At 54.5% G+C, this 20,558-nt stretch carries 18 protein-coding genes; 2 read left to right on the top strand and 16 right to left on the bottom strand.

Annotated elements, in window-relative coordinates:
* Positions 1-4: 4 nt before the first annotated feature.
* From BLR08_RS04860 to BLR08_RS04820, 9 genes are all read right to left on the bottom strand, one after another.
* Complete coding sequence (locus tag BLR08_RS04860; RefSeq protein WP_072327619.1) at positions 5-277, bottom strand: NAD/NADP transhydrogenase alpha subunit; 273 nt, start codon at positions 275-277, stop codon at positions 5-7.
* Position 278: 1 nt separating this feature from the next.
* On the bottom strand, positions 279-998 hold the full coding sequence (gene nth / locus BLR08_RS04855) for an endonuclease III (RefSeq protein ID WP_072327802.1): 720 nt from the start codon (positions 996-998) through the stop codon (positions 279-281).
* Between the two features lie 443 nt (positions 999-1,441).
* Positions 1,442-4,213, bottom strand: a complete 2,772-nt coding sequence (locus BLR08_RS04850; protein ID WP_072327620.1) for an S-layer homology domain-containing protein — start codon at positions 4,211-4,213, stop codon at positions 1,442-1,444.
* 46 nt (positions 4,214-4,259) lie between these two features.
* Positions 4,260-4,841 carry a GerMN domain-containing protein gene (locus BLR08_RS04845; RefSeq protein ID WP_072327621.1) on the bottom strand — a complete coding sequence of 194 codons (582 nt, stop codon included), beginning with the start codon at positions 4,839-4,841 and terminating at the stop codon, positions 4,260-4,262.
* A gap of 12 nt (positions 4,842-4,853) precedes the next feature.
* Positions 4,854-6,527 carry an N-acetylmuramoyl-L-alanine amidase family protein gene (locus BLR08_RS04840; RefSeq protein WP_072327622.1) on the bottom strand — a complete coding sequence of 558 codons (1,674 nt, stop codon included), beginning with the start codon at positions 6,525-6,527 and terminating at the stop codon, positions 4,854-4,856.
* Positions 6,528-6,685: 158 nt separating this feature from the next.
* Entirely contained in the window at positions 6,686-8,182 is a 1,497-nt protein-coding gene (locus BLR08_RS04835; protein ID WP_090585899.1) for an AAA family ATPase, read from the bottom strand.
* Positions 8,175-8,714: a hypothetical protein gene (locus BLR08_RS04830; protein WP_072327624.1), complete on the bottom strand. Its 540-nt coding sequence runs from the start codon at positions 8,712-8,714 to the stop codon at positions 8,175-8,177. The genes BLR08_RS04835 and BLR08_RS04830 overlap by 8 nt, the downstream gene beginning before the upstream one ends.
* A gap of 232 nt (positions 8,715-8,946) precedes the next feature.
* Complete coding sequence (locus BLR08_RS04825) at positions 8,947-9,447, bottom strand: cell wall elongation regulator TseB-like domain-containing protein (protein WP_072327625.1); 501 nt, start codon at positions 9,445-9,447, stop codon at positions 8,947-8,949.
* Between the two features lie 27 nt (positions 9,448-9,474).
* Positions 9,475-10,773: an amidohydrolase gene (locus BLR08_RS04820; RefSeq protein WP_072327626.1), complete on the bottom strand. Its 1,299-nt coding sequence runs from the start codon at positions 10,771-10,773 to the stop codon at positions 9,475-9,477.
* A gap of 259 nt (positions 10,774-11,032) precedes the next feature.
* Here BLR08_RS04820 and BLR08_RS04815 point away from each other — a divergent pair, with 259 nt between their 5' ends.
* Both BLR08_RS04815 and BLR08_RS04810 read left to right on the top strand, forming a co-directional pair.
* Positions 11,033-11,653: a DUF47 domain-containing protein gene (locus BLR08_RS04815; protein WP_072327627.1), complete on the top strand. Its 621-nt coding sequence runs from the start codon at positions 11,033-11,035 to the stop codon at positions 11,651-11,653.
* A gap of 58 nt (positions 11,654-11,711) precedes the next feature.
* The gene (locus BLR08_RS04810) at positions 11,712-12,713 is read left to right on the top strand and encodes an inorganic phosphate transporter (protein ID WP_072327628.1); all 1,002 of its coding nucleotides are present in this window, start codon (positions 11,712-11,714) and stop codon (positions 12,711-12,713) included.
* Between the two features lie 105 nt (positions 12,714-12,818).
* On the opposite strand, the gene BLR08_RS04805 is transcribed toward BLR08_RS04810, so the two are convergent.
* The 7 genes from BLR08_RS04805 to BLR08_RS04775 all read right to left on the bottom strand — a co-directional run bounded on the left by BLR08_RS04805 (position 12,819) and on the right by BLR08_RS04775 (position 20,556).
* Positions 12,819-13,439 (bottom strand): redox-sensing transcriptional repressor Rex, encoded by a 621-nt coding sequence (locus BLR08_RS04805; RefSeq protein WP_072327629.1) that lies wholly within the window; start codon positions 13,437-13,439, stop codon positions 12,819-12,821.
* Positions 13,436-16,297, bottom strand: coding sequence for an ATP-dependent DNA helicase DinG (gene dinG / locus BLR08_RS04800; RefSeq protein WP_072327630.1), 2,862 nt, complete (start codon positions 16,295-16,297; stop codon positions 13,436-13,438). Before dinG ends, BLR08_RS04805 begins: the two co-directional genes overlap by 4 nt.
* A gap of 104 nt (positions 16,298-16,401) precedes the next feature.
* Positions 16,402-17,055 (bottom strand): tetratricopeptide repeat protein, encoded by a 654-nt coding sequence (locus tag BLR08_RS04795; protein WP_072327631.1) that lies wholly within the window; start codon positions 17,053-17,055, stop codon positions 16,402-16,404.
* 73 nt (positions 17,056-17,128) lie between these two features.
* The gene (gene panD / locus BLR08_RS04790; protein WP_072327632.1) at positions 17,129-17,512 is read right to left on the bottom strand and encodes an aspartate 1-decarboxylase; all 384 of its coding nucleotides are present in this window, start codon (positions 17,510-17,512) and stop codon (positions 17,129-17,131) included.
* A 13-nt stretch (positions 17,513-17,525) separates the two neighbouring features.
* Positions 17,526-18,395 carry a pantoate--beta-alanine ligase gene (gene panC / locus BLR08_RS04785; protein ID WP_072327633.1) on the bottom strand — a complete coding sequence of 290 codons (870 nt, stop codon included), beginning with the start codon at positions 18,393-18,395 and terminating at the stop codon, positions 17,526-17,528.
* Complete coding sequence (gene panB, locus BLR08_RS04780; RefSeq protein WP_072327634.1) at positions 18,395-19,252, bottom strand: 3-methyl-2-oxobutanoate hydroxymethyltransferase; 858 nt, start codon at positions 19,250-19,252, stop codon at positions 18,395-18,397. Before panB ends, panC begins: the two co-directional genes overlap by 1 nt.
* Positions 19,253-19,587: 335 nt before the next feature.
* Positions 19,588-20,556, bottom strand: a complete 969-nt coding sequence (locus tag BLR08_RS04775; protein ID WP_072327635.1) for a biotin--[acetyl-CoA-carboxylase] ligase — start codon at positions 20,554-20,556, stop codon at positions 19,588-19,590.
* Positions 20,557-20,558: the final 2 nt, after the last annotated feature.

Raw genomic sequence — 20,558 nt, 5'->3', positions numbered from 1 at the left:
GTTTTTAGTGTACCACATTTTCTTTCTCGGGGATAAATATTTCAAATACGTCGCGATGCTGCAAAATGGTGATATCCTTGTCCTTGACCTTCATCACGACAACCTCGGGACGCTGCTTCATGCGAGTCAAGTAGTTCTCGGGCACGCTGCCGGACTCCGATACGACGACGCCTTCCACTTGCATCTCTTCGTTTTCCTGGAGAGGGGTTTGGAGGATTCTCTCGTAAATGTCCGAGAACACCTCAAAATCATTTGTATAAACGGATATGCATTTCATTTCATCCTATCCTTTCTTCACTCGAATCCTTAAGCGTTGCTTTAGCTTTTTCGCCCTTTGGTATAGGTTTCCTTTTGGAGCCGGTTTTCATACGTTTTTTGCCTTCCGGGCACATGCCGATCAGCGGACAAATCTCGCACTTCGGCGATTGTGCCTTGCAGTGGTACCGTCCGAAAAAGATAAGACGATGATGCGTATCCGTCCACTCCTCCCGGGGAACGAGCTTCATCAGCTTCTTCTCGACCTCCAGGACGGAATCGTCTGCTCCTGCAATCCCGAGCCGTTTCGATACTCTTTCCACATGAGTATCAACTGCGATCGCCGGAACGCCAAAAGCATTGGACATGACCACATTCGCCGTTTTACGACCGACTCCGGGCAATTCGATCAGCTTCTCATGCTCCTTGGGCACTTCGCCGCCGAACTTGTCCAACAAAAGCGCACACAGGGCCTGGATATTTTTGGCTTTGTTGCGAAACAGCCCGATGCGGCGTATATCCTGCTCCAATTCATCAAGCGGAACGGCTAAATAATCTTCCGGCCGCTTGTACTTCTGAAACAAAGTCGCCGTTACTTTGTTGACCGTCTCGTCCGTACATTGGGCTGACAGCAAGACAGCGATCGTCAGCTCAAAGGGGTTGGAATGATTCAGCTCGCAGTGAGCGTCGGGAAACATGCCAGCGATGGTCTCAAGTATCGTTCGAACCTTAGCTCGATTCACATGCAGCCCGCCTCTCATCACGCTTATGTTCCTTAGTTTACCGAATCGGAGAAGCCGAATCAATGAAATATGTCTGTAATTTGCGAATTTTTTCCGAAATCCTCGCAAATCGCCGAGAAAAGCCTAGCAAGCGGCAAGGTTCTTGAAGATCTCCGCGTGAGTCTCCCTGCTTGGGTGCGTGGGGGGGAATGCATATACGGTTCCAATCGCTCTTGAAGTCGTGTCCAATTGAAATTTATGTATGAGGTGAGGACACGACTTCAAAGGCGGACGCTTTCGCTTTTCCACCGCATATCCATTCCTTGTCATCTACTCCGTGCTTCTTTCGACTTCTCTAACCAGCGCTTATTCGCTCTGAAATTTCAAAAAAAACCGCCTCAGCAGCGGCAATCTGCGCACTACTAAGACGGCTTGGCCAAGCGAAAAGTTGCATGTTTTATAGATTAGGGCTGTTCGATTTCATAAATTTTATCTTCCAACACGTAAATGGTCACTTCGTTGTTCTCGGCTAAGCTGGATGCGTTGACAACTTGTGTTCCCTTATGCACATAAACGCGTCCGAACAAAGCGTAACGGTCCTTGCTGTTCGTGCCGGCAGGCTTTAACAGCAGATGGCCAAGAATCGTATCGTAGGAGGCCACCGTCCGCTTGTGCGCAGCAGCCTGATGGATGATCGTTTTTTCCGTTGCGTCTTTAAGCAATTGGACACGATCTCCTGCTTTGAGCTCTGTGAGCGAGGAGGACAACGTCCCATCCGCTTTTTTGACCGTAAAGTTTTGTCCGAGAGGCAGCACATGAATCCCGCCTTGGAAATCCTGTACGGTGAGGGTGCCGAGCGACGCATCCACGGTGTTGACTTTGCCGCGGATCGTATTCACGATGGAAACCATCTCCATCTTGTTGCCGATAAAGCTCGCTTTGACGTATTCGTCAACCAGCAAATCCTCGAATGCGGCAGTAGCCTTGTTCGGGTTATAGAGCTTGTCCAGCGAGTCGATGGTAAATGTAAACGTCGCCGAACCGTTCTCTTCCTTCACGGTTACCTGCTTAGTCGAAGGCGTGACGACAAGTATCTTGAACACGCCCGATTTCTTCACGGCAAATGAGCTGAACATATCTTGTGTGAAGATCAGATTCGCCCGCACCGAATCGCCTACCTTCAAATCCGCGAGTACGCCGTTCGTTTTATTCTGCAGCTCGACAGCAGCGCCCGGCGCTTTAAGCGTCAAGCTTTTGCCGCCCGTCGTCCGCAGCGTAACCTCGCTTAGCGTCGAGTTGATTTGCGATACGACGCCGTCCAGCGACTGCGTCATCTCGATCGAGATGATTTTGTCCTTGGAAACCTTCATATTTACTTTTTTGTTCCGATCGGTGTTGGTAGCGCCTGCCTGCGTGCCGAGAAACGAGGTTTGGAAGTTGGCTACCGGAATCGTCGTCCCCGCATATTTGATCACAGTCGCATCCGTAATCTGGTAAGCGCCGAACCCGCCGTTATCTTTGGCCACTGTAAGCACCTTGGAGGTTGATTCATAGTTCACGATACTGGCAAACTCGTAGTTTTCAATCTGGCGGTTGTTTACCGTAACCTTCACGATCTTGTCGTTCAGTAGATCAAGGGTCACTTCATCGCCCTTCTCCAGATCGTACATACTCGCCATTGACGTGCCGCCGATGGAAACAAGCGCATTATCATTCACATAATAGGAAGACAGGGAGCTGCCTCCGCTTGGCGTAATCGTCAGAATCCGGGAATCCTTGCTCACTTCCGTCGTCAGCGTGCCCTGGATCGTGGTGACTACATCCGCCTGCTTTTTCACGGTAACCGAGTTCAGCTTATTGGCTTTGATCTCGTAGCTGACGGCGTCGCCGATATGCAGCTTCGACAGCTCGGACACGGTTCCGTCCTGCAGCTTGACCGCTATTCCTTCCGCCGTCGAGTACGTTTCGCCCTGGCCGCTTGACGCCTCCAGGAAGCTGATCTGATTCTGCGCCGTATCGATGTTCGTTATCGTGCCTTCCGCCGTTTTGCTAATCGGAGCCTGCTTCACGACGATGTGCGTAATCTTCGTCTCCTTAAGCAGCGTGTTGCGCTTGAGCTGAACGATGCTGCCGAGCGGGATGGAGCCGATGCTTTGCCCGCGGCCCTCGTTGTCGGTTACCGCCACATTGGCCGCGATTTCCATCAGACGGCGCGTTCCGCCAACTTGCACGGATACTCGCATCTCGTCGAGGAACACGTCGTTCAGCGTCCCTTCGGTTACTTCCATTTTCTCCTCTTCATTCGTCAGCTCGATGTAGAGGGCGTTGTTCAAGTTCTGAATCACATAAACTTCATTGGTCAGCTTGATCTGGCTGAGCGGAATCCGGCTGTCGTCCTTTGCGCTGTACAATACCGTGTCCGCCGAAAGATTGTATGTAGTTGTATCGCCCTTTGCATTCAATACGCTGATCTTCTTGTCCGTCAGCTCCATCACATACCCGATATCGACGCGGCTGGAACGGGTGGTCAGTTCCTTGTCCGCCCGGCTGAGGAAGGTCGCCATCTGCGCGCGCGTCACCTTGCCCGACGGTCTGAACGTATCATCCTCGAAGCCTTGCACGATGCCGAGCATAACTGCAGCATTGATATAGCCTTTGGCCCAGGAAGAGAAGCTTTCCGCATCATTGAAGCTGGAGGCCGAAGCCGCCTGCTGCGAAGCCAGCGAATTTTTGCCGATCGCGCGGATGACCAGCTTGGCCACCCACTCCCGGGCAGCGTCGCGGGAGCCCCACGCCGTCTTAGCCGATGCGTTTTCGACTTCTTCCGCCGCCGTAATCAATCCGCGATCGAATGCATAAGCCACATAAGGCTTCGCATAATCGCTCACCTGGACAGGGAGAACCGTTTCCGCCTTGTTGGCCAGCGCCTCCGTTTCCAATCCCATCATCCGGATCGCCATAACGATAACATCCTGCTGGGACACCGTATTGTCAGGCCGGAATTCATTTTTCTCATACCCTTGGATAATGCCGAGGGCTGCAAGCTTCGTTACGTGCTTGATCGACCAGTGAGCGCCGTCGACGTCCGAGAAGCGCAGCACAAGATTTCCTGCCGCCGAAGTCGAGGTTGTATTAGGAGCAGTCTCCGCCGCGAAGGCGGAGCCGCTGAATGCAAGTGTAAGCGCCAGTGCGGCTGCTGTCATCTTGCGAACTTGCTTCTGTCTCTTTCTCTTCATGTATTTGCATACTCCTCTCGGTCTCTTTCGATGTGTTTGCCTGCCGTTAGCGCTTGAAAGGATGCTGCAGCTCCATATGCCCCATCAGACTTTCGACTTGTTTGCCTTCGAGCAGGATTTCAAGCGTCTTGACCTCTTCGAATTGAAAAGCGGTTTTCTGAAGAGCCGTCAGCAGCATTTCCTCGCCGCCCGCTCCAAGCCTCGCTTCCGCAGGCATGACCAGATCAAGCGTAAGCTGACCGTCTTTCAACGTCGCAGACTTGAAGGTCAGATTTTTGGCCAGCGATACGGACTTGTCGTCAGGCGTTTTCTTCAGTTCCTGAAAGGCTGCCAAGTATTTGTCCTTATCTGCCGTAAATTCGATTGTGGTTTCTCTCTCCAGCAGCTTCTCCAGATTCGCGTCCGCATAATAAGACTTCACGGACTTCGATTGCTTGGAAGGCTGAACGGGCTGAACCGGCTGTCCAGCTTGTCCGCTCGACCCGCCGCTGCCGCTTGCCTGGCCGGTCGATTGGGGAGTTTCAGGGGCCGGCGTATTCGGCTGGACGGCGGGCTTCTGTCCGCAGCCCGACGCTACCAGCGCGAAAAGCGCGGCTGCGGTCAACATTTTGCACCAATGGGTTTGCATCAGAAACACTCCTTATTCCAGATTAAGCTGCGTCTTGATGCCTGCTACGATGGATGCGGCTACCTGGTCTTGAAAAGCTTCTTGAAACATCTGACTTTCTTCCGCGCGATTGCTCATAAACCCGATTTCCAGCAGCACGGAAGGCATGGTTGTATTGCGAATGACATGGAATGCGCTCTTCTTTACCTTGCGGTCGGGGAAGCCGGTGCCTTGCAGCAGTGCCGCATGCATCGTTTTGGCAAAGTCGACGCTTTGATCCGTGTAGTAATACGTCTCGGTACCGCGAATCGTTTCTTTATCCGCCGAATTGGCATGGATGGACACGAACAGATCCGCATCGGCCTGATTAGCCAGCGCTACGCGTTCAGCAAGCTCCAGGAAGGTATCGTCTCCCCGCGTCATCCTGACCTGGATCTTTTTCTCCTTCTCCAGCAGCGCAGCTACCTTCTTGCCCAAGGCAAGAACAAAGGTTTTTTCGTAGCGGCCCGTATGCCTGGACACGGCTCCGCTGTCCTTTGCGCCATGGCCGGGATCGATATACACCAGATACTCCGATCTCGGAGGTGTGATGCGCAAGGCGAATTGTCCCGGGGTTTCGCCGGGAACAAGCATGAACTGGGCTTTTTGCGCCAAGTCTATTACTATTCTAACGATAGATTCTTCTTTTGAAAATAGCGAGTATCTGATTTTCGCAATATTGCCGTTCGAAATAGGGAGCGTTCCTTCGGTTAGGCTGCCCATATGATCGGCCAAGGCAGTGTCCAGCTGGACGCCCGGGATGTCGACCACCAGACGTTCAGGATTGCTTAAACGAAACACTTTCGGTTCGAGCTGATCCGTTCGCGACGTCTTGACGATTACCGCTTCATTATCCAGGGTAATAGAATACAAAGAGTTGATCAGCGGAGGCATCGTCGGCGTGGGAATACCCGTCTCGCCCGCCTTGATCGGAGGAGCCGTTCCGCCTTTTCCCGCTGAAGCTCCCGCGCCTGCCGACCCTTCACCGCCCGCCGTTCCGCCTACCGGTATCGCTTGACCCTGGTTCTTGTCCTTCGGCGAAGTGGAGGTTTGCAAGCTTTCGGAAGGCTTGCCGTTATTGCCCGCCACCTTGCCCGGCGTCTCCGATGTCTTGTCTCCCGGCTTGCCGGTGCCGCCGGCGTCCGTCTTGCCTTCTCCTGATGCGGGCGGAGCCGCGGGATCATTCGGGGACGGCTTCTCTTCGCCCCCGACGGCTACGCCAGAAGTCGAGTCATCTTGCGGCTTTTTCTGGTACATAAATACCGACTGCGTAAGGCCGTCCCACTCGACTTCCGTATTCAGTTGTTCAACCACAAAGCGCAGCGGCAGCATCGTATTCCCGTCGATAATGACAGGAGCCGCTTCCAGCGTGTAAGCCTTTCCATTGACAGTGGCGGACGTTTTGTCGATAAACAATTGAATGCTGGTGGAACCCTGGTTCACGCTGACTTTGCGCTGCTTCGGATCCCAGGAGACTTTCGAGCCGACCGCTTCGGCAATGATGCGCACGGGCACTATCGTGTTGCCTTTTACAATCTGCGGAGGCACCTCGGGAATTAACTGCTTGCCGTTCATAAACAACTGGATCGACGACGTTTCGGCAAAGGCGACCGGAATCAACAACAGCGACAGTAATAAACATGTGAACCAAGCCGTTATAAACCTCATCTTACACCTCGAAACTCAAAAATTTGACAAAATCTATCACTCTATTAGACTATACTGCGGCCAAAAAGTTGCAGCATTTGCGATATTTTTTGAGATTCGCCGGCAAATAGGAAAAAAGAGAGCAATCCGCCAGGATTACTCTCTTCGGCTTAACGCCCTTATGCGATTTGCGGCTGCTCAAGCCGCAGGAGAAGCTCGCGGAACTGCTCGCCCGACAACACTTCCTCTGCGATCAGAATATCCAGCGACTGCTCGAATACGCGACGGTGCCGCTCCAGCAGCGTGCGGGTCGAATTCGTGATCTCATCAAGAATTGCGGCGTTTTCTTTCATCAGTTCCTGCTTGGTTACCATGTTCCGGTCGATGATCCCAAGGCGCGTCAGTCCGGAATCCATCATCGTCCGCACCATCTGCAGCGCCTGCTCGAAATCGTTACGCGAGCCGGTGCTGCGCCCGCCGTAAAACATTTCCTCGGCGACAGAGCCGCCAAGCGCGATCATAATCTGCTCTTCGATCTGCTTTTTCGTGTACAGGTACTGGTCGGCCTGCGGGTTATGACGCACGAAGCCGAGCGCTTTGCCGCGGGGACTGAGCGACACCTGCGAGACGGAGCCGGGGCGCACCCGCTCCGCCACGATAGCATGTCCGAGCTCGTGCAGTGCGACGCGCTCGCGCTCCTCCTTCGTCGATTCGCGGTCCGTTTTCTCGCCCAGCATAACTTTATCCACGGCAAGCGACAAATGCTGCTGTCCGATCGTGCTGGACTCCTCGCGCATCGCATAGATCGCCGCTTCGTTCATTACGCTTTCCAGCTGCGCGCCGGAGAACTGGAACGTTTCCTTCGCGATAGCTTCCAGATCAATTCCTTCCGCCAGCGGTCTGCCTTTGGCATGAATATTCAGGATGTGCAGCCGGCCCTTCTTGTCCGGCAGATCGACATCGATATGACGGTCGAAGCGACCCGGACGCAGCAGCGCGCTGTCCAGCATTTCCTTGCGGTTCGTAGCAGCCATGATCAGAACGCGAGGGCTTTCGCTCGTATGAATCCCGTCCATCTCCGTCAGCAGCTGATTCAGCGTCTGGTCGTATTCGCGATGCTGTCCGCCGTCCCGCTTTCCGCCGATCACATCAATCTCATCGATAAAGATGATCGCGCTGTCCTTTTTCTCCTTCGCGGCGCGGGCTCTCGCTTCTTTGAACAAGTCGCGGATACGGCTTGCGCCGACGCCAACGTACATTTCTACAAACTCACTGCCTGAGGCTGCCATAAATACCGAATTGGTGTAATGAGCCGCGGCTTTCGCCATCAGCGTTTTGCCCGTTCCGGGAGGTCCCGTCAGCAAAATGCCTTTGAGCGGTCTGATGCCCAGACGTTTAATATCCTCATACCGGATCAGGAAATCGAGCGCTTCTTTCAGCTCCCGCTTCGCTCTGTCCTGCCCGCCGATATCGTCGAAGGTCATGAAGCTCGGAGCTTTTGCCTTGGACTTGCCCGCGCTGGCGCTCATGCCGTTGCGCGTACGATTCATATAAAAGAAGGCCCCGAGAATCGCAGCCATAAACATGACCGGAATAATATTCACACCGAGAAAGTACAGAAATACGATGACGACCGGAGCCGCACCGAGCAAAATCTCTTTGCCGTATTTACTCATTCGGCCACACTCCCATCTTAACCGGCGTTCTAGGCAGCATCACGTACTTGCTGGCTTGTCCGTCCGTCAGCGTAATATAGACGAAGCGATCATCCATCTCCGTAATCGCGCGAATCTCAGACGCCGGGTCTGCTTTCGTACGGACTTCCAAAGTAGCCGGTATCTGGGCATATTGCTTGGTCTCCATTGCCTGCGCGACCTCGAACAAGGTGGACGCCCACCAGTCATCCAGCTTGGCCGAAGGCTCTTCCACAATCTTGAGGCGCAGCTCGCGGCTTCCGATGACCTGACGGCCTTCGCTTTGGATACGCTGATACACTTCACGCACGCTTTTGCCGGATGCGAGCTTGACTTGAACCTCCGCACCGTCAGAGCTCAAATGAGTGGACACCAGCTCGACGCCTTCAATCCCCGAAACGACCTTCTGAAGCGGACTCTCCATGGCGTAGCTCTGATAAGCGAAATAACCGCCGAATAGGAGCGCTGCTGTAATGACTAAGCTGAGCAGTACCGGGAAAAGACGTATTTTCATATCTATAACTTCACCCTCTCCATCATTGTGATATCCAAGGAAAATAAACGATGCACGAAACATTCTCAACAAATATACTATACAGTATATCAACTAATCTGTATAGAAAGTATATCACATAATATATACGAAATGACAATGAAATGTGTGGCAGCTTTGCGAACAAAACAAAAAACACCCCGAAATGCGCCTGTTTCGCCATTTCGGAGTGTTTCAAAATCCCGGTGCTTGTTTATTGGATGGACAATCTCCATGTATCGATCCACGCACCGTCATAAAATTGATAATAATCGTAGAAATGCTGTTCCTGCTTCTGGCCCTCAGGCGTATACTTATAAAAAATCTCCCACACGGGCTTGTCGTTCTGTATCCCCGGCGTCACCCTCAATATTTCCGCTCCGGCATGCTTCGCCTTCACCTGCTCGGCCAAAGCTTGGCCGTCCACTCCGCTTGCCGCCATCTCCGAGCGAAGCTCGCCTTCGCCGCCAACCCACACATACAAAGGCCGTCCCAGCTTGTCTTCACCCGAGATGACGGTATAAGTCTTGTCGCCGACAAAGCGCTCGACCCAGTTGGTCTTGGTCAAAGCCGTTTTCTCGTAGGCAACGGCCACCGCGGCGCGCTGGATGTCCCACTCGTCCCTGGAGACGGCATGATATATCCAGTTTACTGCCACGAGGGCCAGGATCAGCGCTGCCGCGGCGCCAATACTGTATTTCCATATCTTCCGCACGGCAGTTTCCCCTCTCTCCCTGTAGCGCTAGGCTCCTGTCAGCCTCTCGAAGCTCCGCTGCGCGTCGTACATGATCCGTTCTTCGTCCAGCGTCAGACACTCGCCGCCCCGCACGATCCAGCGTCCGTCGACGCACACATCCGTCACATCCCTGGAGCTGCCTGAGTAAACGATGTGAGAGATCAGATTTGTCCGCGGATAATAATGCGCCTGCTCTATATCGAGCGCAATAAAGTCCGCCTTCATGCCCGGAGCGAGCGCTCCCACCTCGTCCAGCCATATCGATTTCGCGCCGTCCAAAGTACCCATGCGCAGCGCATCCGCTGCGGCAACCGCAACCGGGTCTCCGCTGACGCCTTTATGAATCAGCGCGGCCAGACGGATTTCCTCCAGCATATCCAGGTTGTTGTTGCTGGCCGCCCCGTCGGTTCCCAGTGACACGAGCACACCCGCCTGCAGAAGGTCCGGCACCCGGGCTACGCCGCTCGCCAGCTTCAGATTGCTGCCCGGATTATGCGATACCCGCACATCATACTGCTTGAGAATCGCAATCTCTTCGTCGGTCAGATGAACGCCATGGGCGATCAGGGTCGGCCGGCCGAATACGCCCAGCTTCTCCAGATGCTGAACCGGACGCAGTCCGTATTGGTCCACATTGTCCTGAACCTCCCGCGCCGTCTCGGACATATGGATATGTACCGGCAAATTCAGATCATGAGCGGCTCCGACGATTCTTTCAATATAGTCGGGCGGGCATGTATAGGGACCATGCGGCGACATCATCGTCGTGATGCGGCCATCGGCCGCGCCATGCCAATCTTTGGCGAATGCGACAGCCTCCGCAAGCTTCGCGTCCTGAACCTCGCGCGGACAAAGCCCGATGACGCCCCGGGTCAAGCACCCGCGTATCCCGCTTTCCTCAGTCGCCTTGGCCACTTCATTCATATGATCGTACATATCAACGAAGGTCGTCGTTCCGCCCTTCACCATCTCAAGAATGGACAGGCGAGTGCCTACCGCTACATCCGCAGCCGTAAACTTAGCCTCCATCGGCCACATTTTATCCTGAAGCCATACCTGCAGCGCCATATCGTCGCCATAACCGCGAAGCAGCGACATCGCCGCATGGCCATGCGTATTGACGAAGCCGGGCAGAAACAGCTTGCCGCGTCCGTCAAACCTCTCGTCGAATGTTTCCTCTGCGGCCGGCTCTCCTTCAGCCACACGAATAATGCGGTTTCCTTCCATTACCATATGTCCTTGAACCCATGGAGTCCCAGCTTCCATTGTGACAAATGTACCATTGGCAATCAGCGTTTTTTTCACGGCTTTCGTTCCTTTCCATTGACATGCAAGTCCAACCTTCAATGTACAATTTCACCGCCCGGAAATCAAGCGGGCCAATTGCCGCCGCTGCGAATGTTCACCAATCGAATGGTTAAACTAACTTTACTCAAACTAGCATTGCATGGGGCGTTCGGTTATGTTATTTTTAATTTTGTGTGAATTTGCTCCATTTTTCTACATATTTCTACGTGTTTAATGAAGAATTTGTAAATTAAAGATATAATAGGAGGCGAAAGCCATGCTGTTTACGAAAAAAAATGATACCGATTTTCTGCTGCTGCTGATCAAGGCATCGGAGAACACCCTGCAGGCAGCACAAACGTTCCGCACTGCGATGATGGGCAATGAGCCGCCCGCTACGTTTTACCCCCAGCTCCGCGATCTGGAGCATGCCGGCGACCAAATCACACACCAAATTTTCAAAGGGCTGAATAAAGTATTTATAACCCCGATCGACCGCGAAGATATAATGGAACTTGCCTCCAAAATCGATGACGTGCTTGACGGCATCGAGGCCTCCATCGCCCGCTTCGACTACATGAACATAACGTTTACCGATAAATATATGAAAGAGTTTTCCGCCGTGCTTGTCGCCAGCTGTCAGCATATTCTGGATGCGGTCAAGCTGCTGTCCAAGAAAAAATATATGCAGCTGACCGAGCATACCGTGCAAATCAACAGCTTGGAGAACGAAGCCGACCGGCTGATGCGCGAAGGGATTCGCGAGGTGTTCACCAATCCGAAGGAGCCTTACCATGACTTCAAATTAAAGGAACTGTACGAACGCCTCGAACAGACAACGGATGCCTGTGAGGACGTTGCCAACATCCTGGAAAGCGTTGTGCTGCGATACTCGTAAGCCGATTTTCCTATTACTTATCGCTTATGAGATCCGCATGGAAATTTAGGAGGAATTTATGTTAACCACCTTAATTATAGTTGTGGCCCTGGCGCTAATTTTCGACTTTATCAACGGCTTTCACGATACGGCCAACGCCATAGCTACGTCCATTTCCACCAAAGCCTTGTCCCCGAGGTTTGCCATCTTGTTCGCGGCCGTATTGAACTTCATTGGGGCTTTGTATTCTTCCGAGGTGGCCAAGACGGTCGGCGGCAGCGTCGCAAACCCGGCTACCATCGAAAACGGTATTTATGTCGTCGTAGCCGCACTAATATCCGCTATATTCTGGAACCTGCTTACCTGGTATTACGGGATTCCTTCCTCGTCCTCGCACACGCTGATCGGATCGCTCGCCGGAGCCGTTATCGCCAGCGCGGGAATGGGCGCGCTCAATTGGTCGGGTTTCGGCGAGATTATTCTTATTCTCATCTTGTCGCCGATCGTTGCCTTTGGCTCAGGTTTCATCATTATGTGGATTCTCAAAAGGATCATCCTGGCGAGCGGCAACCAGTCGCGCACGAAGATGAACCGCACATTCCGCTCGTTTCAGGTGCTGTCGGCCGGCCTGCTTTCGTTCTCCCATGGCGGCAACGATGCGCAGAAGGCAATGGGTATTATCGTGTTCGCTCTCGTCACCCTGGATATTCAAAGCACGCTTGATGTCCCACTGTGGGTCAAGCTTTCCGCCGCTACGGCCATGGGGCTCGGCACCTCCATCGGCGGATGGAAAATTATCAAGACGATGAGCCGCAACCTGCTCAAGATTGAACCGATCAACGGATTCGCTTCAGACTTGAACTCCTCAATTATTATCCAGGTGTCCACCCATATGGGGATGCCGCTTTCGACCACTCAGGTCATCTCGTCCTCCATCATCGGGACAGGCTCCGTGCTCCGCTTCCATGACGTCAAATGGGCCACGGTCACCCGGATGGTTATGACCTGGTTCATCACCATTCCGATCAGCATGCTGATTGCTTTTATCATCTTCAAGATTATTTCTTTGCTTCTCTTATAAACCGTTGAACCGCAGCCGTCCTTGGGACGGTTTTTTTGTACCCCAAAAAGACCCGCGCCTGCCGGCACGGACCTGAAATAATCGTATGAGGGAAAAGCCTAGTTATTAATCGAGATAATAAGCCAAGCTTTGGAGCTCGGTCGTAAAATCTGCGTGATGTACGCGGACTTCAGCAGGCACCTTGATAATGACCGGAGCGAAGTTCAGAATCGCCTCCACGCCCGCTTCGACAAACTGATTGGCCACATGTTGAGCTTCCACCGCCGGGACGGTGATAATGCCGATTCTTACCTGCAGCGAATGGATGACATTTGGCAGTTCTTCCATCGGCTTGACCTTCAGGTTGTTGATCGATTCTCCAATTTTGGAAGCATGAGCGTCGAAGATCGCCACGATCTTCATGTTATCCTTCAAATAGGCGTTGTAATTGCACAACGCCCGCCCCAGGTTGCCCGCCCCGACCAGCGCTACGGGAATCACCTTATCCAGCTTGAGGATTTGCCTGATCTTTTCGATCAAATAATCGACATCGTAGCCGATGCCTTTTTTGCCGAATTCACCGAAATAAGCCAGATCCTTGCGGATCTGCGCGGGATTCAAGTCCAGCTTCTGTCCAAGATCCTGCGAGGAAACGGTCGAGATGTTTTTTTTGCTCAGCTCATTCAGAAAACGAAGGTAAATGGGCAGCCGGCGGACGACCGCCTCGGATATTTTAATGGTCTTCATGCTTGTTTTTCCTCCATCCACTGCTTAATACGCGGTACCAGCTGACTCGCATTCATATGCTCGATCTTCGGACCCGGCAGCGAATACAGGAAGTACTTGCCATAGTTCGTGTCGATGACCCGGGTATCGTATATAATCACGATCCCCTTGTCCGAAGCGGTCCGTACCAGCCGGCCGAATCCTTGCTTGAACCGGATAACGGCCTGCGGCACGGACAGCTTCATGAACGGATTCATATTTTTTTGCTTAAGCTTCTCGATCTTCGCTTCCACGATCGGGTGCGTTGGCGGCTGAAAGGGCAGCCGAACGATGGCAAGCGCAGTCAAAGCCTTGCCGGGGATGTCCACGCCTTCCCAGAAGCTGCTCGTTCCCAGCAGCACGCAGGCCGGGCTGCTTTGGAACATCCGCGTCAGCTTGCTTCGGTTGCCGCTGTCGACGCCTTGGCCAAGCACATGGACGCCGAATGGCGCCAGCATATCCTTCAAGCCCGTATGCACGGCCTTCAGCATCCGGTTGGAGGTAAATAAGACGAGCATGCGCCCTTTCGTCTCCAGCGCGATCTCGGCGAGCGAAGGGATCAGCGCATCGACGAACTCCTTCTCGCCGCTCAGGCCGCTTTTCAGCGTCGGAAAGTCGCGTGGAATGACCACGAGAGCCTGCTCCCGGTAATTAAACGGGGAAGGAAGCTGGACCGTTTTGAGCTGCCCTTGCGGCTCCGACTCGCGAAGCCCCAGCTGCTCGCTGATATAATCGAAGGACTTGCCCACGGACAAGGTCGCTGAAGTCAGGATGACGCTGTCCTTCGGCTCGAAGAAATGCTGGCGCAGCATCGAGCTGACATCGACCGGCACGGCGCACAATTGCAAATACCGGTTTTTGCCGTATTGCCCGCCTTCCAGCCAATAGACGAAATTATCGTCAGGCATCGTCATAAAGAAATGCAGCTCGTCCTTATGGCGATGCAGCTCCTTCACTGTTCCCGACATATCCGTGACCAGGCTTTGCGTCTCAAACTCATCCTGGACTTCCTTCAGGTCGGACAGCAGCTTATCCATCTGCTTCAGCGCCTCGCCGGCGTGCAGCTGCAAATTCTCTTCCAGCACGTTCAGCTTATCCCAACCGCGCGGCAGCGATTCTTTCTTCAGTCGGAGCACGAGCGAGCTGCTCTCGCCTTGACCCGCGTCGCTGCTGCGCGCGGACAGCAGCTGGAACAGCAGCTCATGGAGCTGATCCCATTCCTCTTTGACTTCTATCAGATTTTCGACTGCCCGGTCGATAGCCGCGCACCATTTCGCTACCCTCGGATCGTCCTCGGCCAGCTGCAGCTTGAGGCGCAGGTTCGATAATTGCCCCGACCTGCTGTCCTTGTACAGCCATTGCAGCGTGCCTAGCAGCGTTTGGTAATGGAGCTCGATGCCCAGATGCTTGCTCGCCACTTCTTCGAAGTGATGGGCTTCATCGATGACCAGATGCTTGTAAGCGGGGAGCAGCCGATTTTCGGCCTTCATATCCGTGAAGAGGAGCGAATGATTCGTAATAACGACATCCGCCGTGCCGGCCTGATGACGAGCCCGGTGGTAGAAGCATTTTTTGAACCACGGGCAGGCGCGATTCAGACAAGAATCCGTGTCACTTTCCACCGTATGCCAGAACTGCTTGCCTTTGCCGGCGAAATACAGCTCTTCCTGATCGCCATGCTTCGTCTCGCCGAGCCATACAAGCATCTGCCCGGCGGTTATGCGATCTTCCTTGCCTTGCTCAAAGTCCAGCATGGTGATCTTATGCTCAAATTTGCGCAGGCACAAATAATGACGCCGTCCCTTCAGAACAGACGCCTGAAATCCCACGGGAAACAGCTCATGGAGCAAAGGCACATCCCGCTCCCTCAGCTGCTCCTGCAGATTGATCGTATGGGTGCTTACAACGACTTTCTTATCATGCTTCAACCCATAATAAAGCGATGGAATCAAGTACGCGAGCGACTTGCCTGTGCCGGTACCCGCTTCCACCATCAGATGACGGCCGGACTCGAAGGCGTCCTCCACCTCGCTCAGCATCGTCACTTGCGCTTCGCGCTCTTCGTACGCCTGGAATCTCTTCCTAAGCACTTCGCGCATCTCGTTGTAAAATTCCTCGAAGGAGGCCGCCATCGCACGAAGCTCCTGCTCGTCGCGCACAGGCTCCTCATCGCCCCAGTCGCGCACATTCAGCGCAAACTGGCGGAAATACCTGTCGGCATCGGGGTCCATCGGCTGATGCAGCTCCCGGTAAGTCAACGCTTCATGGATCAGCCAGCCCAGATCGCTGGTGGAGTCGGCAAATATCATATCCAGCCGCTGCAGAGTCAACAGCGGCAGCCCCTGCAGACGCTCGAGGCAGCCCAGCCAAATAAGTGCAGTCACCTCGGCATCGCTATCCGCCTGATGGGGCCTGTCATGCTCGATGCCGAAGGCGTCGCTTACCATGGACAGCTGAAGACTCGATAATCCGGGGTACAGGATGCGGAGCAGATCGATTGTATCGAGGGTGCGCCCGTCAAAGGCAAAGTATCCGTTCTCATCCAGCGCCCTCTGCAGAAATGCGAGATCGAAGCCGATGTTATGGCCTACAAGCGCCGTATCCTGCAGCAGCGGAACCATCTCGGCCATCACGGCGTCAAGCCCCGGGGCCTCCTTCACCATCTCATCATCGATCCCTGTCAAAGACGTGATGGAAGGCGGTATCGGAACGCCCGGGTTGACAAGCGACGCGTAGCGGCCCGTAATTTGCATATCGTCTATAAGTACAAGTCCGACCTGAATAATCCGGTCTGTCGACGCGATACCGGTCGTCTCAAAGTCCAAAACCGCAAATTTCATCGGTGACCAGTTCAATCCCTTCGCTTTCGCTTCTTCTCCCTAGCATACCACACTGCGTGGAAAAGGAATAGCCAAAGAGCCCAGGAAGCCGCTGCAGACAAGCTCTACAGCGGCGGGCCGGGGGTTCGCGTGCCTATCCAATTAAACTGCAAGCCGCCTTGTTTGTCCGCGCATATGCCCATATCGAGCAGCGGCTCCACGCTGGCCGGATCGGTGCGGTAAGCCTGGGCGAACAATTCGCAGGCTTTATCCAGATTGTTTTGCTGAACCTGGATGCAGCCCATGGCGTTTAGCGAGATCGCCTTAAGCTGCACGTGCTCCGTCAGCTGAGACAGCAGGTGAAACTGCGAGTAGCTGTCCTCCCTCAGCCCTTGATGCAGATAAGACATCGCGAGGTATACCCGAGCCAGTGTTAGATCAGGCTGCCGGCGGAGCAGCTCGGAGAACTGGCAGGCGGCTTCTTTATACATATGAAGCTTATAATAGCCTTGAGCGCGTATAAATTGATCCGAGCGCTGCTCGGCGAACTCCGTCTGGGGCTTGCCGGCCTCCGGCCGGGGAGCGATGCCGGTCTCCTGCATCGTACGGCCCAGCTTTTCTTCAAACAACAGCCAATCCTCAATGCATTCGTCGCTCATCGCTTTAAGCGACTTGAGCTTATCCATCAGCTGCTTGCGCTTGCGTCCGGTTGAGGCAGGGTATTCCGACAGCACTTCATCCAGCATATCGTTCATCGAAGCAAACAGATGCTTGAACATACGCACATCCCGCCTTTGCTCGCTTGGTATGAGGTATCTTCATTGTGCGTCTCCCCGTCCGGTTTCATGCGGCTTACAGCACGGTGGAATGAATTTCTTCTTTCAGGATGCTGACAATTTCATTGTCATCCCCCATGATGGCGATATTCGGAACATGGCGCCGCGCTTCTTCGTCCGTCATCATCGCATAAGAGAGGATGATCACCTTGTCGCCGGGCTGCACCATGCGCGCTGCAGCGCCGTTCAGACAGATGACGCGCGAGCCGCGCGGGCCGGGAATGATGTAGGTTTCGAACCGGGCTCCGTTATTGTTGTTGACGATCTGCACTTTTTCATTGGGCAGCATATCTACCGAATCGAGCAAATCCTGGTCGATCGTAATGCTGCCTACATAATTCAAGTTGGCCTCGGTCACGGTGGCGCGGTGGATTTTCGCTTTCAGCATAGTGCGGAACATAGTAGTTTCCTCCTCAGGATTGGATAGGAATCACAATATTGTCAATCAGCCGGGTATGTCCAAACTTGACGGCAACGGCCACGATGACCCGCTTGCTCCCGGCAAAGGAATGAATAGGCTGCAAGGACGGATAGTCCAGCACTTCCACATAATCGATGACGGCAAGCGGCGCCTGCTCAATCTTCGAGCGAACCTGCGCGGCCGCCTCCTCAGGAGCCAAACGGTCCCCGGCCGCTTCAATAAGCGGACCCGCCTCGCCCAGCGCCTCGCTCAAGACGACCGCCTGACGGCGCTCCTCCGGATTCAGGTAGACGTTGCGGGAGCTTTTGGCCAAGCCGTCCGCCTCTCTGACGATCGGGCAAGGGCGGATGCGCACCGGCATATTCAGATCCAGCACCATCTGTTCGATCACTGCCACCTGCTGGGCATCCTTCATGCCAAAATAGGCGTCGTCCGGCTGCACAATGTTCAGAAGCTTCGTTACGACAGTAGCGACGCCGTCGAAGTGGCCGGGGCGGGACGCTCCGCACAAGCGAGAGGTCACCTCCGCCACGGACACGATTGTCCGCGTAGGCAAAGGGTACATATCCTCCACCTGCGGCATAAACACGATGTCCGCTCCCGCTTCAGCCGCTGTAACAAGATCCCGCTGTTCGTCGCGGGGGTATCTTTCGAAGTCCTCTCCGGGCCCAAACTGCAGCGGATTGACGAAAATACTCAATACGACCAGATCGCAGTCTTTCCTTGCCGCCTTGAGCAGCGAGGCGTGGCCCTCATGCAGGAAGCCCATGGTGGGAACAAATCCGACGCGAAAGTCCTCTCTGCCTGCCCTTGCGGCGCGTATACAGGCTCTGAGCTCCGATATGCGATGAATAACCTGCATCAGGAATGTCCTCCTCCGTATAGATGGCTGGCTACTTCCTCCGGCCTGTGGAATGTATGCTGTTCGGCTGGAAACTGCCGGTCTTTGACTTCCTGCACATATTGCTTCAGCGCACTTCGTATCATATCGCCGACGGCCGCATATTCCTTCACCATCCGCTTGGGGTGCGCCTCTCCCGCATAACCCAGCAGATCGTGGAACACCAGCACCTGCCCGTCACAGGATGCGCCGGCTCCGATGCCGATCGTCGGGATTGCAAGCTGGCCGGTTACTTCGCGCGCCAGCTCATCGGTAACAAGCTCGAGCACAAGCGCGAAAGCTCCCGCTTCCTCCAGCAGCTTGGCATCCTGCAGCAGCCGCTGAGCCTGCTCGTTCGTCTTGCCTTGCACCTTGAAGCCGCCGATTTGATGGATCGACTGCGGCGTCAATCCCAGGTGCGCCATCACCGGAATGCCTGCGCCGGTAAGCGCCCGAACGGTAGGGGCAAGCTCAGCCCCGCCTTCCAGCTTCACCGCTTTGGCCAGCCCCTCCTGCATGAGCCGAGCGGCGTTTCGCAAGGTCGCGTCAAGACTTCCATGATACGTCGCAAATGGAAGATCGGCCACGACAAAGCTCGTACGGGCGGCCCTTGTGACCGCCTTGGTATGATGCACCATATCATCCATCGTGACCGGCACCGTCGTGTCATAACCGAGCACCACATTGCCCAGCGAGTCGCCCACGAGCAGCACATCCACGCCGGCCTGCTCCGCCAGCATCGCGGACGGATAGTCATAAGCGGTCACTACACTGATCGGAGTCCGATCTTCCTTCATTTTGCGCAGCTTGGCTGTCGTCATCGGTTTGCGCGTTTCCATGCAGCACCACCTGCTCTCTTCGTATAGTTGTATGCCTTAGTATTGCGCTTGCTAGCCGGATTGTTGCGGATAAGCAAAAAACCTTCCAGATCCCGCGGGCGCGAGAGCTGAAAGGTTCACATGACAAATTCATCCTATGATCCTTCTGTCTCGGTCCCTTAGGGCTCAGAGCAGAATCCGATATCATATGTTGCGTAAAAAATTATTGGGTTCGTAAAGCTAAAGCTATGATCCGCTCGCCTATCAGGTGCAGCTCCGAATCCGGATGCCGCCCGTCAAGCCGAATAAGCAATTTTACTGTATAAACACCATTTTATCAAAAATGATCCCGGTTGTCACTTGAAATCGATATCTCCCGAATACAGGGTTCGAGCAGACCCGTCCTCAAGCTTCAGAATCAAAGCTCCCTGTTCGTCGATTCGTTCTGCGATCCCCTCTATCCGGCCTTGAGGCGTCGTACAAACGATCGGCCTGCCGAGCGATACGGCCAGCGCCTCCCAGAGCAGCTTGACCGGCGCGAAGCCTTCCTCGCGGTACAGCTTGTACAGCCGCTCCCATTCGGAGAGCACGGCCGCCAGCAGCGCGGACCGGTCGACCCGGCTGCCGCGCGCAATGGCCAGCGAGGTTGCTTTCTCCAGCAGCTCCGGCGGAAAATCTTCATGCGTCAGATTGACGCTCAATCCGATGCCTGCGATCACATGAAGCAGGGCTCCATTTTCAATGCTGGCTTCCAGCAAAATGCCGCCTATTTTTTTTCCGCCGACGAGCAAATCATTGGGCCACTTGATGCCTGCATCCAAAGAGGTAACGGAGCGAACCGCCCGGCATACGGCGACGGCCGTCAGCAGCGTCAGCTGGGGGGTCTGGGCCAAATTAAGCCACTCCGGCTTCAGCACAACGCTGAACCACAGCCCCTTGCCCCTAGGGGAATGCCAGCTGCGTCCGAGCCGCCCCCGGCCGGCCGTCTGCTCTTCGGCAAGCACCAGCGTCCCCTCGCGGGCTCCCGCCTGCACCAGCTGCTGGGCAACCGCCTGGGTCGATTCCACTTCTTCGTAATAATGAAGCTTCCTGCCGAAGCTCTCCGTCCGAAGCGCTGCCATGAAAGCGGGCAGCGGAAACGGCTCGGGAGCCGACACCAGACGGTAACCTTTGCGTGGCGCCGCCTCAAAGATATAGCCCTGCTGCTTCAGCCGCTCGATCTGCTTCCAGACGGCCGTGCGGCTCACGCCCAGTTGTCCGCTAAGCTGCTCTCCCGATACGAAGCCGTCCGATTGCTCGAACAGCTTGATTAAGCGGTCAGTCATGG

This window comes from Paenibacillus sp. cl123 (assembly GCF_900101595.1).
In the GTDB taxonomy this organism is placed as follows: Bacteria; Bacillota; Bacilli; order Paenibacillales; family NBRC-103111; genus Paenibacillus_G.
This window is presented reverse-complemented; position numbering and strand designations above follow the sequence as displayed.

What these genes read in the sequence shown, in the direction of transcription:
- BLR08_RS04815 (WP_072327627.1), top strand. Translation starts at nt 11,033, where the DNA reads ATGCTGTTTACGAAAAAAAATGATACCGATTTTCTGCTGCTGCTGATC.
- panC (WP_072327633.1), bottom strand. Translation starts at nt 18,395, where the DNA reads ATGCAGGTTATTCATCGCATATCGGAGCTCAGAGCCTGTATACGCGCC.
- panB (WP_072327634.1), bottom strand. Translation starts at nt 19,252, where the DNA reads ATGGAAACGCGCAAACCGATGACGACAGCCAAGCTGCGCAAAATGAAG.
- BLR08_RS04775 (WP_072327635.1), bottom strand. Translation starts at nt 20,556, where the DNA reads ATGACTGACCGCTTAATCAAGCTGTTCGAGCAATCGGACGGCTTCGTA.
- BLR08_RS04830 (WP_072327624.1), bottom strand. Translation starts at nt 8,714, where the DNA reads ATGAAAATACGTCTTTTCCCGGTACTGCTCAGCTTAGTCATTACAGCA.
- BLR08_RS04810 (WP_072327628.1), top strand. Translation starts at nt 11,712, where the DNA reads ATGTTAACCACCTTAATTATAGTTGTGGCCCTGGCGCTAATTTTCGAC.
- BLR08_RS04795 (WP_072327631.1), bottom strand. Translation starts at nt 17,055, where the DNA reads ATGTTCAAGCATCTGTTTGCTTCGATGAACGATATGCTGGATGAAGTG.
- BLR08_RS04805 (WP_072327629.1), bottom strand. Translation starts at nt 13,439, where the DNA reads ATGAAGACCATTAAAATATCCGAGGCGGTCGTCCGCCGGCTGCCCATT.
- BLR08_RS04845 (WP_072327621.1), bottom strand. Translation starts at nt 4,841, where the DNA reads ATGCAAACCCATTGGTGCAAAATGTTGACCGCAGCCGCGCTTTTCGCG.
- panD (WP_072327632.1), bottom strand. Translation starts at nt 17,512, where the DNA reads ATGTTCCGCACTATGCTGAAAGCGAAAATCCACCGCGCCACCGTGACC.
- BLR08_RS04835 (WP_090585899.1), bottom strand. Translation starts at nt 8,182, where the DNA reads ATGAGTAAATACGGCAAAGAGATTTTGCTCGGTGCGGCTCCGGTCGTC.
- BLR08_RS04840 (WP_072327622.1), bottom strand. Translation starts at nt 6,527, where the DNA reads ATGAGGTTTATAACGGCTTGGTTCACATGTTTATTACTGTCGCTGTTG.
- dinG (WP_072327630.1), bottom strand. Translation starts at nt 16,297, where the DNA reads ATGAAATTTGCGGTTTTGGACTTTGAGACGACCGGTATCGCGTCGACA.
- BLR08_RS04860 (WP_072327619.1), bottom strand. Translation starts at nt 277, where the DNA reads ATGAAATGCATATCCGTTTATACAAATGATTTTGAGGTGTTCTCGGAC.
- BLR08_RS04850 (WP_072327620.1), bottom strand. Translation starts at nt 4,213, where the DNA reads ATGAAGAGAAAGAGACAGAAGCAAGTTCGCAAGATGACAGCAGCCGCA.